Origin of the sequence: Shewanella sp. 10N.261.52.F9, from assembly GCF_041471165.1 — a bacterium.
GTDB classification, from domain to species: domain Bacteria; phylum Pseudomonadota; class Gammaproteobacteria; order Enterobacterales; family Shewanellaceae; genus Shewanella; species Shewanella marinintestina.
The window spans coordinates 36,458-51,438 of record NZ_JBFRNX010000008.1 but is presented as its reverse complement, the minus strand read 5'-3'; the positions used below and the strand labels follow the sequence as shown (position 1 = coordinate 51,438).

Annotated in this window: 16 protein-coding genes; 9 read left to right on the top strand and 7 right to left on the bottom strand. The window is 44.0% G+C overall.

Annotated elements, in window-relative coordinates:
• The first annotated feature begins 85 nt into the window (after positions 1-85).
• Together relB and AB4298_RS06020 are read left to right on the top strand one after the other, a co-directional pair.
• Positions 86-367, top strand: coding sequence for a type II toxin-antitoxin system RelB family anti-toxin (gene relB, locus AB4298_RS06025; protein ID WP_371986028.1), 282 nt, complete (start codon positions 86-88; stop codon positions 365-367).
• Entirely contained in the window at positions 367-1,680 is a 1,314-nt protein-coding gene (locus tag AB4298_RS06020) for a type II toxin-antitoxin system HipA family toxin (RefSeq protein ID WP_371986027.1), read from the top strand. Before relB ends, AB4298_RS06020 begins: the two co-directional genes overlap by 1 nt.
• A 105-nt stretch (positions 1,681-1,785) precedes the next feature.
• On the opposite strand, the gene AB4298_RS06015 is transcribed toward AB4298_RS06020, so the two are convergent.
• Entirely contained in the window at positions 1,786-2,649 is an 864-nt protein-coding gene (locus AB4298_RS06015) for a YicC/YloC family endoribonuclease (protein WP_220780429.1), read from the bottom strand.
• 272 nt (positions 2,650-2,921) lie between these two features.
• Here AB4298_RS06015 and rph point away from each other — a divergent pair, with 272 nt between their 5' ends.
• A complete protein-coding gene (gene rph / locus AB4298_RS06010; protein ID WP_012157036.1) occupies positions 2,922-3,635 on the top strand; it encodes a ribonuclease PH in 714 nt (237 codons plus the stop codon).
• A gap of 100 nt (positions 3,636-3,735) precedes the next feature.
• Entirely contained in the window at positions 3,736-4,377 is a 642-nt protein-coding gene (gene pyrE / locus AB4298_RS06005; RefSeq protein ID WP_220760937.1) for an orotate phosphoribosyltransferase, read from the top strand.
• Positions 4,378-4,754: 377 nt separating this feature from the next.
• On the opposite strand, the gene folE is transcribed toward pyrE, so the two are convergent.
• The 5 genes from folE to coaBC all read right to left on the bottom strand — a co-directional run bounded on the left by folE (position 4,755) and on the right by coaBC (position 10,139).
• Positions 4,755-5,414 carry a GTP cyclohydrolase I FolE gene (folE, locus tag AB4298_RS06000; RefSeq protein WP_248999918.1) on the bottom strand — a complete coding sequence of 220 codons (660 nt, stop codon included), beginning with the start codon at positions 5,412-5,414 and terminating at the stop codon, positions 4,755-4,757.
• A gap of 290 nt (positions 5,415-5,704) precedes the next feature.
• Complete coding sequence (locus AB4298_RS05995) at positions 5,705-7,672, bottom strand: alpha/beta hydrolase family protein (RefSeq protein ID WP_371986026.1); 1,968 nt, start codon at positions 7,670-7,672, stop codon at positions 5,705-5,707.
• Between the two features lie 123 nt (positions 7,673-7,795).
• On the bottom strand, positions 7,796-8,389 hold the full coding sequence (gene slmA, locus AB4298_RS05990) for a nucleoid occlusion factor SlmA (protein ID WP_248999916.1): 594 nt from the start codon (positions 8,387-8,389) through the stop codon (positions 7,796-7,798).
• A 98-nt stretch (positions 8,390-8,487) separates the two neighbouring features.
• Entirely contained in the window at positions 8,488-8,946 is a 459-nt protein-coding gene (gene dut / locus AB4298_RS05985) for a dUTP diphosphatase (RefSeq protein WP_248999915.1), read from the bottom strand.
• Positions 8,946-10,139, bottom strand: coding sequence for a bifunctional phosphopantothenoylcysteine decarboxylase/phosphopantothenate--cysteine ligase CoaBC (coaBC, locus tag AB4298_RS05980; protein ID WP_371986024.1), 1,194 nt, complete (start codon positions 10,137-10,139; stop codon positions 8,946-8,948). Before coaBC ends, dut begins: the two co-directional genes overlap by 1 nt.
• A gap of 150 nt (positions 10,140-10,289) precedes the next feature.
• Between coaBC and radC the strand changes: the two genes are divergently transcribed.
• The 5 genes from radC to AB4298_RS05955 all read left to right on the top strand — a co-directional run bounded on the left by radC (position 10,290) and on the right by AB4298_RS05955 (position 13,900).
• Positions 10,290-10,967, top strand: coding sequence for a RadC family protein (gene radC, locus AB4298_RS05975; protein ID WP_371986023.1), 678 nt, complete (start codon positions 10,290-10,292; stop codon positions 10,965-10,967).
• A 125-nt stretch (positions 10,968-11,092) separates the two neighbouring features.
• The gene (gene rpmB / locus AB4298_RS05970; RefSeq protein WP_220781282.1) at positions 11,093-11,329 is read left to right on the top strand and encodes a 50S ribosomal protein L28; all 237 of its coding nucleotides are present in this window, start codon (positions 11,093-11,095) and stop codon (positions 11,327-11,329) included.
• Between the two features lie 6 nt (positions 11,330-11,335).
• Complete coding sequence (gene rpmG, locus AB4298_RS05965; RefSeq protein ID WP_012275560.1) at positions 11,336-11,509, top strand: 50S ribosomal protein L33; 174 nt, start codon at positions 11,336-11,338, stop codon at positions 11,507-11,509.
• 477 nt (positions 11,510-11,986) lie between these two features.
• Positions 11,987-13,306 carry an amino-acid N-acetyltransferase gene (gene argA, locus AB4298_RS05960; RefSeq protein WP_248999912.1) on the top strand — a complete coding sequence of 440 codons (1,320 nt, stop codon included), beginning with the start codon at positions 11,987-11,989 and terminating at the stop codon, positions 13,304-13,306.
• 81 nt (positions 13,307-13,387) lie between these two features.
• On the top strand, positions 13,388-13,900 hold the full coding sequence (locus AB4298_RS05955) for a PH domain-containing protein (protein ID WP_371986022.1): 513 nt from the start codon (positions 13,388-13,390) through the stop codon (positions 13,898-13,900).
• Between the two features lie 53 nt (positions 13,901-13,953).
• On the opposite strand, the gene rarD is transcribed toward AB4298_RS05955, so the two are convergent.
• Complete coding sequence (gene rarD / locus AB4298_RS05950) at positions 13,954-14,841, bottom strand: EamA family transporter RarD (RefSeq protein ID WP_248999910.1); 888 nt, start codon at positions 14,839-14,841, stop codon at positions 13,954-13,956.
• Positions 14,842-14,981 lie beyond the last annotated feature (140 nt).

Below are 14,981 nucleotides of genomic sequence, written 5' to 3'. Positions count from 1 at the left end.
TTTTTAACGGCTATAGCGTGTGAAACTTGATTTACCTGCTTTAGCGTGTAAAGTAGAGTTAAGGTTAACTCTATAGGTAGTGTTCATGAAGGTGACAAACTCAAAGCAGCTTAGCGTATATCTTAAAGATGCACGGCTGAATATGAAGCTCTCGCAAAGCAAGGTAGCTAGTAAAGTTGGCATTCGTCAGGATACCGTTTCAAGCTTTGAGCAGAACCCTGACTCGACCAAGCTAGAGACGCTATTTAAAATTCTGTCAGCACTTAATCTAGAGTTGGATATAAAGGTTAGAAATTCAGAACTCGCGGAACGCCTGAATGATGATAAAAGCACTGCCCCCGAGCAAGAGTGGAAGGAGGAGTGGTAATGGCTGTTCTTGATGTTTATATGAATGGCTATTTGGTTGGGCAATTGACTAAGTCGACTACTGGTTCTCATTTGTTCAATTACACCCGCCAGTGGCTTGATACTTCAGGAAGTCGACCAATTTCACTGTCTATGCCATTGCGTTCGCAAGTGTATAAAGGTGACGAAGTTTATAACTTCTTTGATAATTTATTGCCAGATAACATGGAGGTGAGAAACAGGATTGTGGCTCGCCATAATGCGCAATCGACTCAAGCGTTCGATCTACTTGCTAAAGTCGGTCAAGACAGTGTTGGAGCATTGCAGTTAGTACCCCATGAACAACAACCCTTTGAGGTTAAAAAGATTGACGCTAAACCTTTATCTGATGAGGCATTGGAAAAGGTGCTTAAGGGCTATCAGTCAGATATCCCGCTTGGCATGTTAGCCGGTGAGGATGATTTTCGGATCTCAATTGCGGGGGCTCAAGAGAAGACGGCTTTACTTAATTTAGATGGCCGATGGCAGCTTCCAATCAAAGCGACACCGACTACACATATCATTAAGTTGCCTATTGGTGAGATACAGAGCCATTCATTTACTATTGATATGGCTGATAGCGTTGAAAACGAATACCTGTGCATGATGATTGTGAGGGAGTTTGGCTTAGATGTGCCGCATTGCTCAATAATTAAGGTGGGTGATATTAAGGCGCTGGCAGTCGCACGTTTTGATCGTAAATTATCTAGTGATAGCCAATGGATTATGCGATTGCCACAAGAGGACTTTTGCCAAACATTAAATATTCCATCGGCTAAAAAGTATGAAAGTCATGGTGGGCCGGGTATTGAGCACATCATGCCTTATTTATTGGGCTCTATGAACTCAGAAGCAGACAGGTATAACTTTATGAAATCGCAAGTGCTGTTCTGGCTTTTAGCGGCGACAGACGGGCATGCTAAGAACTTCTCACTCTTCATTGAGGCCGGTGGCGGGTATCGACTTACTCCCTTTTACGACATTATATCCATGTATCCAGTTATTGGTGGTAAGGGCCTAAATATTCGTGATGCTAAGCTTGCGATGGGACTTAAAGCGACTAAAGGCAAGAAGTATCAAATAGCCCAAATTTTCCCAAGACACTTTATGCAAACTGCAAAGGCTATTGGGTTTGATACCCAGACTATGACTGCCATTTTTCGAGAGGTTGCTGATTCAGTCGATGATGTGATTATGAGGGTAAAGGCTCAGCTGCCGGGTGACTTTCCTGTACATATAAGAGATTCGATTCTCGATGGTTTAAAGGATAGAGCAAAACGACTGACGGCTGAATAATTAGAGGTCAACGTTCCAGTCAAAGAGCCTAATTCTCTCGAAAAAGGCAAACAAAAGCCCAGCGATAAACTGGGCTTAAAAGCACTAATTTGAATCGATAGAGACTTACTCTACGTTCTGAATTTGCTCACGCATTTGCTCAATCAATACTTTAAGTTCTACCGCTGCTGCAGTGACGTCGTTGCTGATTGACTTAGACGCTAGGGTGTTTGACTCACGGTTAAACTCTTGCATCATAAAGTCTAGACGGCGGCCTTGTGCGCCACCTTTCTTAAGAATACGGCGCGTTTCTGCGACGTGGGCGTCAAGACGGTCCATCTCTTCGGCAACGTCCATCTTCTGCGCTAGCAGAACCATCTCTTGCTCCATACGAGCAGGGTCAAGTTCACCGGTGATTTCAGCTAAACGGTTAGTTAGCTTGTCACGCTGCCATTGCATAACTGTTGGCATGTGGCCACGCACTACGGCTACTTGCTCAACGATTTGGTCTAAGCGAGTTTGTAGCATGGTGTTGATTGCGTCACCTTCACGGCCACGGGCTTCGATAAACTGATCGATTGCCGCGTCAAAAGCCACTAACAACTCTTTACCTAGTGCGTCCATGTCTTGCTCTGAGCCTGACATCACACCTGGCCAGCGTAGTACGTCAACCACGTTTAGCTCGCCTTGGCCCGCTTCGTTCTTCACCCAGTTAGCGGCATTGATAATTTGCTTAGCTAGATCTTGGTTTAGCTGTAACTCGCTATCGCTCTTTTCGTTTAGGTCATAGCGAAGGTTTACTTCGATTTTACCGCGGTTTAAGCGTTTACGTAGACGATCTCTAAGAACAGGCTCCAAGCTGCGGAAATGTTCTGGTAGGCGCAGGTAAGTTTCTAGGTAGCGCTGGTTAACTGAACGGATTTCCCATGAGGCGGTGCCCCAATCTGCTTTGTGCTCAATGCGAGCGTAGGCTGTCATGCTTTGGATCATTGATGATTTCCAGTGTGATTCGTCTAAGTGAATTGTGATTATATACCCAAACAAATTTAAGGTGCAGGCTTTAGTGGTAAATTTGCTCATGCAGGCGTGATAACAAGGCGCTGTTGTCGGCTTTTATTCATAGATTGCGGTTATTGCGAGCTTATGCGCAAAATCAGAAGGCTGTTTTCTGCTGAGTTTACGGATTCAGATAGCATAGTGGCGCACATGTCCCTATAATATGCAGCCAAATTACCCCATGCCCTTAAATACAGGAATTCATCATGCGCCCAAGCAACAGAACTCCAGCACAGTCTCGCCCTGTGACTATTACTCGCCAGTTTACTGCTCATGCCGAAGGTTCGGTTTTAGTAGAATTTGGTGACACCAAAGTACTGTGTACCGCTAGTTTTGAAGAAGGCGTACCGCGTTTCCTTAAAGGCCAAGGCCAAGGTTGGGTAACTGCTGAATATGGCATGCTGCCACGTTCTACTCATAGCCGTATGCAGCGTGAAGCCGCTCGCGGTAAGCAGTCTGGTCGTACTCAAGAAATCCAGCGTTTAATCGGCCGTTCACTACGTGCTGCTGTAGACATGAAGCTGCTAGGCGAAAACACCATTGTTATCGACTGTGACGTGATCCAAGCTGACGGTGGTACCCGTACTGCTGCGATTACTGGCGCCTGTGTTGCGTTAGTTGACGCGCTAAACTGGGCTCGTGGTAAAGGGATCTTGAAGACTAACCCGCTTAAGTTCCTGATTGCTGCGGTAAGTGTTGGTATTTATAAAGGAGAGCCAATCTGCGATTTAGAATATATCGAAGATAGCGCTGCTGAAACTGACATGAACGTGGTAATGACTGAGACCGGTAAGATCATCGAGATCCAAGGTACTGCAGAAGGTGAACCATTTAGCCACGAAGAGCTATTGAGCCTACTTGATTTGGCTAAGCACGGTATTCGCGAAATTGTTGATATCCAGAAAGCTTCATTGAGCTAATCATCGTTTTTGTTATTAGGGCCCTACGGGGTCCTTTTTGTAAGTGAAATAAAATTAAATAATACGCAAAGTATTACCCCTACATTTTTAAGGAGAGATTGTGAAAGCCTATCAACGTGAGTTTATTGAATTTGCCCTAGAACGTCAGGTACTTCGATTTGGCGAATTTACGTTAAAGTCAGGCCGCACTAGCCCTTATTTCTTTAACGCTGGCCTGTTTAATACGGGTCGTGACTTAGCGCGTCTAGGTCGTTTTTATGCTGCGGCGCTAGTTGACTCAGGTATTGAGTATGACTTGCTATTTGGCCCTGCATACAAAGGTATTCCAATCGCAACAACTACAGCTGTAGCACTGTGCGATCACCACGATATCGACATGCCTTACTGCTTTAACCGTAAAGAGAAGAAAGATCACGGTGAAGGTGGCAGCTTGGTGGGTAGCGAGCTGCAAGGCCGCGTCATGTTGGTTGATGATGTGATCACAGCCGGTACCGCGATTCGTGAATCTATGGAAATCATTGAAGCGCATAAAGCTGCATTGGCTGGTGTGTTGATTGCACTAGACCGCCAAGAGAAGGGCAAGGGTGAGCTTTCTGCGATTCAAGAAGTTGAGCGCGACTTTGGCTGTGACATTGTATCTATCATCAAGCTTGAAGACTTGATTAACTACTTGTCTGAAAAGTCAGGTATGGAAGCAGAGCTTGCAACTGTAAGCGCTTACCGCGATCAGTACGGGATTTAAGGTTTTAGGATGACGGAACGCTGCGCTCACGGATAACCGAACGCTACGCTTACGGAAAAGATAAATGCCGCGATTATAGTTAACTAAAATCGCGGCTTTTTTTTCTGACTTTTTATCGTTAGCGATAAGGGGGGGAAGTGGGCCTGCGAACGTTCTGTATACAGTAGCGACGCGTTTGAATCTGCTTTTAATTTCCGTAAGGCCGAAGGCCGTTCTGTTATCTGTTAACGAGCCTGCGAGTGTTCCGTTTTCGGTCTTTAGCTTCGCCGAAAACGAAAAAACGCTGCGTTTATGACGCAGCGTTTTTGTTTTTGGGGCTTTAATCTTTTAGGACCTAGGACCTAGGACCTAGAAGCGCCCTAGAACCTTCTTTTACTTTAATTACTTAAGAATTCAGCTCTAGTCGCTGGGTTCGACTTAAAGATGCCGCCTAGTGCTGTGGTTGTGGTTGAACTGGTTGAGTCCATCACACCGCGTGATTTTACGCAGTAATGTACCGCGTCCATCTTAACTGCCACATCTTTAGTGCCTAATAACGCCTGTAGTGCCACTAGAACCTGCTGGGTCAAACGCTCTTGGACTTGCGGTCGCTGCGCAAAGAAACGCACGATACGGTTAATCTTAGATAAGCCGATAATGTTCTTACGTGGCAAGTAAGCCACGGTTGCTACACCATCGATAGTGACTAAGTGATGCTCACAGGTACTGGTTAAGCTAATGTCGTTAACCTTAACCATTTCATCAAAGCCCATTTTGTTTTCGATAACAGTGATCTTTGGGAAATTGGCGTAGTCTAGGCCTGAGAATATTTCATCGACGTACATTTTGGCGATACGGCGCGGAGTATCCGCTAAGCTATCGTCGCTCAAGTCCAGTGACATTAAGGTCAAGATCTCACGCATGTGGTGTTCAATCTTGTCTTTACGTACTTCAGCGCTTAGCTCATTTGGTAGCATTGGCGTTTCAAGACCGCGCTCGATCAGTGCAGACTTTACGATTTGAGCAGATTCACTGAGGATTGCTTCTTTTGATGTCATAAGTTCCTCCTTCACCATAAAAAATGAGTGGTGATATTCGTATCCTGTGTACTAGGGCCGTCGGTCTCGGGAAGAGACTCAGTAATCTCTTACAAAATGAAAATTATAGCGCTAGCTATTGGCATTGTATTGAGAGAGGACGGGAGGATACCGCTATTTGCTGTAAATATACACCGAAAAACGCATTGAAGATAAGAAAAACCGACTAAATTAGTCGGTTTTTCAATTCGCAGTATTACAATCTTAGATTGTTTTTAAACAACTCAGCATTTTGCTGTTGTTTTAAAACATTAAAGCTCTAAGTTTTTCTTAATAAAGCTAACCATAGTGTCGTAATAGAGCTCTCGGCTTTCAGGGGTATAGAAGCCGTGACCTGATTTATCCCAGATTTTCTTTTCATAAGGATAATTGGCTTTTTTCAATGCTTTTTCCATCGCATCAAACTGCTCCATTGGCGCACGCTCATCTTCTTCACCGTGAAGCAGTAATACGCTTGCCTTAAGCTTATGAACGTTGTGTGTTGGTGACATGGCGCGTAAAGAGGCTGTGTCATTGCCAAGTACTTCGTTTAGGAATGCTCCACCTGAATAGGATTTTGGAATATCGCCGCTATCGTGCAGTTCTTCAAGATCGTACACACCAACGGTACCTACGGCACATTTATACATATCTGGGGCAATGGTTGGAGCCATTAGTGCTGAATAGCCGCCAAAACTGGCTCCTGAGATACAAATTTTATCTTTATTTGCCCAACCTTGATCAATTGCAAATTGAGTCGCGTCAATAATATCGTACTGAATTTCAGCTCCCCACTTGCGATAACCATCTTGTTCAAATGAAGGCCCGTAACCACCAGAGCCTCTGAAGTTCACCTGCAGAACGGCAATACCATGTTGAGCGAGAAGTTGGTTTTCTGTATTAAATACCCAGTTGTCTCTTGGGCCATGTGGGCCGCCGTGCGGATTAACGACTAGCGGCATGTTTTTGTGCTCTATGCCGTTAGGAAGCGTTATGTAGCCGTGTAACTGCTTACCGTCTCTGCTGGTAAATTCAATTGGTTTAACTTCAGCCATTTTGTCTGGATTAAGCCAACTTTTTTCTGCGAACAGATATTTAAGCTTCATCTTTTTGCTATCAAAAAGGTAGTAATCTCCAGGGTTTTTATCATTCATGGCAAGAACGATCATCGTGTTGCCGTCGTTCGTTTCGCTAATGATGCGGATACGATGATCTGGAATGGCTACCATTAGCTGATTGAGTGCCTTGGCTTTGCTATTTTTGTCATCGATAAATTGGTATTCAGGAAAACCATTTTCAAACTCAACGGCATAGAGCACTTTAGTTTGATCATCTATCCATAGCTGGCTTGGGTCAACAACAGGGTGCTGAATCACCTTTTCTTGTACTTTAGTTTTTAAATTAATTTTATAGATAGCGTGAGTTTCAACGCCTTTAGCACCAATGGCGTAGATTGATTTATCATCTTTGGTAAACGAAAGCGGTCTAAATTCTGTGAGATCACCGCGAAGGCTATCAGCATCAATCCACTTATTTTTATCTTCATCAAAATAATAAAGTAGATCGTTTTGTTTTTCGTCTTGGCTAAAACTGAGACGAACATTTTGGTCATGATCGACTAAGAAATTAGCATTTTGAACTGGAGACGAGGTTAGTTTTTTACGCTTACCTGAGTAAACGTCAACTTTATAAACTTGGGTTATGGCATGGTTTGTTCCTGTCCAAGGATAGGCCATGACGAGGATGTCATCTTCCTCTTCTGGGAGCGTATCGAGCATGTAACTTGTTGCTTGAATGGAAGAAGACTTTTGAATATTACCGCTGCTGGTTCCTCCACCACTGCCTTTGTAGCCAAAAATATATTTCGGCTTACTGCCATCAGCATTGACCGCCAGCATCTCTCCGTAATAAGCCGAAGTTTCTATGCGCGCTTGCTTATAGCTCTTTTGTAAAACAACACGTTCATCATTGACCCAATAGTAGCTGCCCACTTCGCCTTTACCCTTAAAATTAACGATATAAGAGGGCTTCATGGTTTCCAAATCTAAAATGATAAGTGCGCGTTTATCGCTTTCTTTATCGATGCTAATACCGCTTAGATAATCGCCTTTAGGGGATATTTTTACTGCGGTGAACTCTGCTGAACGGCTAAAAAGTTCAGCCTGTTCGATACTGCTGGCTTGGACTAAGAAGCTACTGCTGAGTATTGCAGCGCTTACAATTGCAGAAATAATTCTCATACAACTTCCTTGTATAGATCAACGTTGTAGTTATTTTTTGAGAATTGGATTGTAAGTGAAAGGTTGCAGCTTTGTAAATAGATGGCGTAGCCCTTGTTTAGGGCTACTTTATATTGTGTAGCGTTAGCTTTGCAGTAGTTGCTGCTGAATGAAGTCCCACTGCTCATTAAAGTGCTTAGTCGGCTTAAGTTTAAATTCGCTGCGCACAAACTGGGCGATACGGCCTTCAGCTACAGCAAGCAATAAGTTTGCTAGCACGGCTTCGTCTAGATTAAAGGCTTTGCCTTCACGTAGACTTTTTTCACGCAGAATTTGTTTTAGATGGGTTTCAATTTTGGCAAATAGCTGGCTAATACGGCTGCGTAAACGTTCGTTTTCACCCAAAAGAGCGTCACCATTTAATACGCGTGAAATGCCTGGGTTACGTTCAGCAAATACTAGCAATAGCTGCAGCAGTAATTGGCAGCGCTTCATGGTGTCTTTTTCTTCATCCATGATTAAGTTTATGCGCGACAATAGCGACTCTTCGATAAACTCAATAAGCCCTTCAAACATGCGAGCTTTACTTGGAAAGTGACGGTAAAGTGCCGCTTCAGATACGCCTACTTCAGCGGCTAATTTGGCTGTAGTTATGCGTTGTCCTGGGCTTGTTTCTAGCATGGTCGCTAAGCACTGTAGGATATGCTCACGACGGTTTATTTTTGGGCTTGCAGCCATTTATCTGTCCTTCACTCGATTACTACTGAGCGAGACGGCAAGGAAACGAAGCTCCATGCTATCCATTAAAATTGATTATACGGTTATCGCATTAATCGTTATTTGGTTCCTGAGTGGCCAAATCCACCTGTGCCGCGATCTGACTGGTTAAACTCGTCGACAAGTTTAAATTCAGCCTGAACAACCGGCACAAAAACCAGCTGCGCGAGTCTGTCGCCAATCTCAATGGTGAATGGCTCGCTACCGCGGTTCCAGCAAGACACCATTAGCGGACCTTGATAGTCCGAATCGATAAGCCCCACTAGGTTACCTAACACAATGCCATGCTTATGCCCTAACCCTGAACGTGGTAAAATAATCGCCGCTAAACTTGGGTCGGCAACGTGAATCGCTATCCCTGTTGGGATTAAAACGGTTTCACCTGGCGCAATGGTCAATTGGGTATCGGTAATGGCACGAAGATCCATACCCGCACTGCCTGATGTGGCGTAAGCTGGTAGCGGAAACTCTGTGCCAATCCGTGAATCGAGGATTTTTAATTCGATTGGTGTCTTCATTAGTTTTTTATTTTATTCGCTATTAGGGTGAGCAATTGCTTTGCTAACGTGTCTTTATCAACTGCCGGTAGCTCTTGACTACCGTCGCTCCAAAACACGCTCAATGCATTCGCGTCGCTATTAAAACCAATGTCGGTATTCGATACATCGTTAGCGGCAATCATATCGAGCTTTTTACGGCTCAACTTTCCGCGAGCATATTGCTCTACATCATTGGTTTCAGCTGCAAATCCAACGGTAAAAGGTCGGTTAGCATGGCTGGCAACGCTGGCTAAGATATCAGGATTTCGAACTAGCGCAAGTTGCATCTGCTCTGCTGATTTTTTAATTTTGCTTTCTGCGACTTTAGCGATTCGATAATCGGCTACTGCGGCGCAGCCAATGAAAATTTGATGTTGTTCAACCTGTGGCATAACTGCATCTAACATTTGCTGCGCAGACTCAACGTTTACGCGTGTCACGCCATTTGGCGTTGCTAGATTAACAGGACCGGCGACAAGTGTGACTTCTGCGCCCATTTCTGCTGCGGCTCTGGCAAGGGCAAAGCCCATTTTGCCTGAGCTGTGGTTAGAGATATAGCGTACCGGGTCGATGGCTTCACGCGTTGGACCCGCGGTGAGCAGTACCGACATGCCTTGCAGAAGTTTAGGACCAAAGAATTCAACGGCTTTTTCTGCAATCGCTACAGGTTCAAGCATTCTGCCAGGGCCTACTTCACCGCAAGCTTGTGAGCCGGAATCTGGGCCCCAAATATGGATGCCGCGCTTGCCGACTTGTTTTAAGTTAGCTTGAGTGGCGGCGTTGCGATACATCTGCTGGTTCATTGCTGGGCAAAGTACTACAGGTGCCTCGGTAGCCAAACATGTGGTAGTGATTAACTCGTCTGCCATGCCGGCATTAACGCGAGCAATTAGATTAGCTGTCGCTGGTGCGATAATGACTAAGTCTGCCCATCTTGCTAGCTCGATGTGACCCATTGATGCTTCAGCAGTTGGGTCGAGTAAGTCGGTAGCAACTGGGTAGCCAGATAGCGCCTGCAGAGTGAGCGGGGTAATAAATTCCTGCGCACTTTGACTCATAACAACACGCACGTCAGCGCCGCGTTCTTTTAATTTACGTACTAGATCAGCTGATTTGTATGCGGCAATACCGCCACCAATTCCAAGTAGTACTTTTTTGTTAGTGAGACCCATAGTTAACTCTTTTTGATAATCACTTTGTGGACCAAGCTTGCGGTCGCACAGCAGAAGTTGGCCTAAGATATCACAAACCTCTAAATGGTGATGAACAACTTCAGAAAATCTAGACCATACTCAAAGAACAGAAACAACAGGGAGGTTGTTATGGCGATAAAGGATTGGCCGGATGGTGAGGCACCGCGAGAAAAATTATTATCTTGTGGTGTAAAACAATTATCAGATGCTGAATTATTGGCAGTGTTGCTTAGGGTGGGTTTAAAAGGCTTAAGTGCAGTTGAGTTGGCCAAGTTGATGATTAATGAGTTTGGTGGCCTTAGAAGCTTGCTTAGCGCTTCTCAAGCACAAGTTTGTCGATTAGATGGAATTGGCCCGGTAAAATTTGCTCAAATGCAGGCTGCAGTGGAATTAGGCGCACGAATTTCGCAAGAAAATCTAAAAAGAGGTAAAATTTTGTCTGATCCTGATTTAACTCGGGACTATTTAATGAGACAATTGTCTGATCGTGCCTATGAAGTGTTCGCTATTTTGTTATTAGATAGCCAACATCGAGTAATTCAATTCGTTGAGTTATTTAGAGGTACAATCAATTCAGCGTCAGTTTATCCACGAGAAGTGGTGAGCTTGGTGCTTGAAAAAAAGGCTGCGGCTGTGATCGTGTGTCACAATCATCCTTCAGGGATTGCAGAGCCAAGTACAGCCGATAGACGAATTACTGAGCGATTGAAACAAGCCCTTCAAACTATTGATGTTTCCTTACTGGATCACATGGTTGTGGGCGATCGAGAGATAGTTTCTTTCGCTGAAAGGGGATGGATGGATTAATCTATTCCTTGATCTTTGATTTTAGATCCTGTATAAAATGCGCCCTCTGTTGTGTGCCTCAGGCGACGGCCGTGTTCGAGGTGCATTAATGCTCGAGCGTTAAATATTGTTTTGGAGAGATTGACATGTCAAGAGTATGCCAAGTAACTGGCAAGCGACCAATGGTTGGTAACAACCGTTCGCACGCGAAGAATGCTACGCGTCGTCGTTTTTTACCTAACCTACAGAACCACCGTTTCTGGTTAGAAGACGAGAAGCGTTTCGTACAGCTACGTATATCTACTAAAGGTATGCGTATCATCGATAAGAAAGGTATTGAAGTTGTTATTGCTGAACTTCGTGCCCGCGGCGAGAAGGTGTAATAAACCATGGCTAAAGCTAAAGGTAATCGTGAGAAGATCAAGCTAGTTTCTAGCGCTAACACTGGTCACTTCTACACGACTGAAAAAAACAAACGTAACATGCCTGAAAAAATGGAAATCAAGAAATTTGATCCAGTTGTTCGTCAGCACGTTATGTACAAAGAAGCTAAAATCAAGTAATTACTTGTTTAAGCATCTTGGAAAAAGCCTCTATTTATAGAGGCTTTTTTTTGCCTGAAATTTGCCCACAAGCGTCATTTTACCCAGTGTCCAATCTACATTTTTTACCTTGCTTTTGTATCGTTATACTTCATCTTTGCCGTTAATACTCTCTTTTGCTTAACCATTCACTGCTTTCACTTGGCTAATTATGATTACTACTTACTAGCTAGACCCACTGTTATCAATAGTGAATAGCTTTTGTATTCTGCTATATCTACTGGTTTAAATGCATATTTAGTGGCGTTGTAGGGGGAGTAGTAAGGTCTGTTATTAGGCTTTTTTAACAATAACTTTGTATGTTAATTAATAATTCGAGTTGAAAATTAATGCTTTTTTATTGAATATAAATGCACTATCATCTTTAGGTGTAACTGAGCTCATCATCAAGTATGGCGCTTCGGGTATCTTTCTCTCTATTTTAAAGGTGATGTTAACGTGCGAACCACTGAACTTGTTGATGGATTTCGTCATTCTGCTTCCTATGTTAATGCCCATAGAGGCAAGACTTTTGTTGTTATGCTTGGCGGAGAAGCCTTGGCGCAGCAACAGTTTCGCTCGATCATTAACGACATCGCTTTGCTGCATAGCCTAGGGATCAAAATTGTATTGGTTCATGGCGCGAGACCGCAAATAGACCAAGCGTTAGCTGAGCACAGTCTGCCAGCCGAATATTACAATGGCGTGAGGATCACCGAAGAAGAGTCTCTGCGAGTGATTAAGCAAGTTGTTGGTGGGTTGCACCTTGATATTACTGCGCGTTTATCAATGAGCTTAAGTAATACCCCTATGCAGGGCGCGCAAATCAATGTTGTCAGTGGTAATTTCGTTATTGCCCAACCCTTAGGGGTGGAAGATGGCGTTGATTACTGCCTGACTGGCAAGGTACGTCGAATTGACAGTCAAGGCTTGAAGCGTCAGTTAGACAATAGCGGTATTGTATTATTAGGCCCTGTGGCCGCGTCAGTGACTGGTGAGAGCTTCAACCTTACGGCAGAGGAAGTGGCTACCCAAATTGCGATAAAGCTTAAAGCTGACAAGATGATAGGGTTTAGCTCGCAGAAAGGTATTTTAGATAGCACAGGGCAGGTTCTTGCTGAGTTGATGCCAACGGATGCACAAAAAATTCTTAATGATTTACCTGAAGTGACGCCGTTTTGTGTGGGCACTAAAGCATTTTTGCAGGCGAGTATTGATGCTTGCCGCAATGGGGTAAGTCGTTGTCACTTTGTCAGTTATCTTGATGACGGTGCACTGCTACAGGAACTCTTCTCTCGTGATGGTATTGGTACCCAGATTGTTACCGAAAGTGCTGAGCGTTTGCGTAGAGCATCAATCCGCGATATTGGTGGCATATTGGATTTGATCCGTCCATTAGAGCAAAAAGGCATTTTAGTTAGACGTTCTCGTGAACAACTAGAGATGGAAATCGAACAGTTTATGCTGATTGAACGCGACAGTTTAGTTATTGGCTGCGCCGCTTTTTACCCGTTTGAAGAAGATAACGCCGGCGAGTTTGCTTGTTTGGTGGTACACCCAGACTATCGCGATGCCGACAGAGGTAGTTTACTGCTGCAAAACATTATTGGGCAAGCTCGGGTACGCGGTTATTCACGTTTATTTGCATTGACGACCCGCAGTATTCATTGGTTCTTAGAGCATGGCTTTAATATGGTTGAGGTCGATGAATTACCTGAAAAGAAAAAGCAGCTGTATAACTACCAACGTAAATCTAAGATTTTGGCGCTGGACTTGTAAAGCAAACTTGAATCAAGCCAAAGTTTGACAGTTTATGTCGGTGTGTAACAATGCTGACAACAGTCGTTATTAGGTTCGCTTATGTCTCAGGTTTACCCGCTAGCACCACTTAACTCTACTGGCCATTGGAGCTTTGTGGCACTGTTGGCAATTTTGATTGGATTGGGTGTATTTATCTACTGCAAGAATATGCCCAAAGTGAGCAAGGCCGTTAGCATTGGTGTATTGCTGCCTATGGTTCTGGCCTTTAGTTGGATGTTCTATAAAGTGAATGATTCCAAGTTGGTGATTAGTGCTGATAGCTTAACCTTGGACGTGCCTTTTTATGGTTTTAGCATACCCTTAACTGAAATCGGTTTGGATGAGATTACCCGTGTCGATTGGGGTAAAAGCCCAGAATTAAAACCTAATTTAAGAGCTAACGGTATTGGCATGCCGGGGTTTCAATTAGGTTGGTTTAGGTTAGCCAATGAGCAAAAGGCTTTTGTGGCGACAACCAGTACCGACAACATTGTTTCTATTCCGACAAAGCGTAATTACCCGTTGATTTTGAGTCTACAGAACCCTGAAAAGCTGACACGAAACGATCCTTAATCGTAAACAAAAAAGCGAACCATAAGGTTCGCTTTTTTAGTTATATCGTTCTGTTACTTTTTCGCTTTACGCTTATAAAGCATATCCAAAGTAAATAGGAATAATGCCGCCCAGATAAACGCAAAGGTAATGCCTTTCTCTGCATCAAAAGGTTCATTGAATAGTGCGATAGCCAGAATAAACATAATACTTGGGCCGATGTATTGGAAAAAGCCCAGCATGGAAAATGGAATTCTCACCGCGGCAGAAGCAAAGCACAGTAATGGCACTGTAGTGACAACACCTGCAGCAACTAATAACAAGTTATGGTGCAGATCATTAGCCAATAAGTGAGTTAATGAGTCGCCAGTGTTGGTAAACAGGTAAACCAATGCTACTGGCAGCAAAATAGCGGTTTCTACTAATAGTCCGGTTTTCGCGTCGACATTGACCTTTTTACGCAGTAAACCGTAAAAAGCGAATGAACAAGCAAGACCGAGCGACACTAATGGGATTGAGCCAAAAGAGATCAGCTGGATCATTACGCCTGTTGCCGCTAATGCCACTGCTGCCCACTGTAATTTACGTAGGCGTTCACCTAGAAAGATCATCGCCAAACTGACGTTCACTAGCGGGTTAATAAAGTAACCTAAGCTGGCATCCAGCATATGGTCGTTATTGACCGCCCAGATAAACAGTAACCAGTTACCTGCGATTAGCACCGATGTTACGCATAGCACGGCAAGCTGCTTTGGCTGTTTAAGTAGATGGCGTAAACGTGCAAAGCCACCAAATAGTGCGATTAAAATCGTCACAAAGAAAAATGACCAGATGACTCGGTGCAGCAAAATTTCTGCGGCAGGAACGTTATCAAGTAACTTAAAATAAATCGGGGCAAATCCCCAAAGGGTATAAGCGCAAACGGCGTATAGTATGCCTTTGCGGTATTCAATTTCTTGCATTGGAATGTGCTAAATAGAAAGGTAATTGCGAATTGTAGTCTTGCTCTTATTCAGACTCAAGTCGGCAGGCTATTTTAGTAAAACAGTCTGCTGTTATCTAAAAGTGACGCCGAGGAAACTTTTGCTGCCACTTTTACTCT

Coding starts and splice junctions, on each gene's coding strand:
- relB (WP_371986028.1), top strand. CDS start 86: ATGAAGGTGACAAACTCAAAGCAGCTTAGCGTATATCTTAAAGATGCA.
- AB4298_RS06020 (WP_371986027.1), top strand. CDS start 367: ATGGCTGTTCTTGATGTTTATATGAATGGCTATTTGGTTGGGCAATTG.
- AB4298_RS06015 (WP_220780429.1), bottom strand. CDS start 2,649: ATGATCCAAAGCATGACAGCCTACGCTCGCATTGAGCACAAAGCAGAT.
- rph (WP_012157036.1), top strand. CDS start 2,922: ATGCGCCCAAGCAACAGAACTCCAGCACAGTCTCGCCCTGTGACTATT.
- folE (WP_248999918.1), bottom strand. CDS start 5,414: ATGACATCAAAAGAAGCAATCCTCAGTGAATCTGCTCAAATCGTAAAG.
- AB4298_RS05995 (WP_371986026.1), bottom strand. CDS start 7,672: ATGAGAATTATTTCTGCAATTGTAAGCGCTGCAATACTCAGCAGTAGC.
- slmA (WP_248999916.1), bottom strand. CDS start 8,389: ATGGCTGCAAGCCCAAAAATAAACCGTCGTGAGCATATCCTACAGTGC.
- dut (WP_248999915.1), bottom strand. CDS start 8,946: ATGAAGACACCAATCGAATTAAAAATCCTCGATTCACGGATTGGCACA.
- coaBC (WP_371986024.1), bottom strand. CDS start 10,139: ATGGGTCTCACTAACAAAAAAGTACTACTTGGAATTGGTGGCGGTATT.
- radC (WP_371986023.1), top strand. CDS start 10,290: ATGGCGATAAAGGATTGGCCGGATGGTGAGGCACCGCGAGAAAAATTA.
- rpmB (WP_220781282.1), top strand. CDS start 11,093: ATGTCAAGAGTATGCCAAGTAACTGGCAAGCGACCAATGGTTGGTAAC.
- rpmG (WP_012275560.1), top strand. CDS start 11,336: ATGGCTAAAGCTAAAGGTAATCGTGAGAAGATCAAGCTAGTTTCTAGC.
- AB4298_RS05955 (WP_371986022.1), top strand. CDS start 13,388: ATGTCTCAGGTTTACCCGCTAGCACCACTTAACTCTACTGGCCATTGG.
- rarD (WP_248999910.1), bottom strand. CDS start 14,841: ATGCAAGAAATTGAATACCGCAAAGGCATACTATACGCCGTTTGCGCT.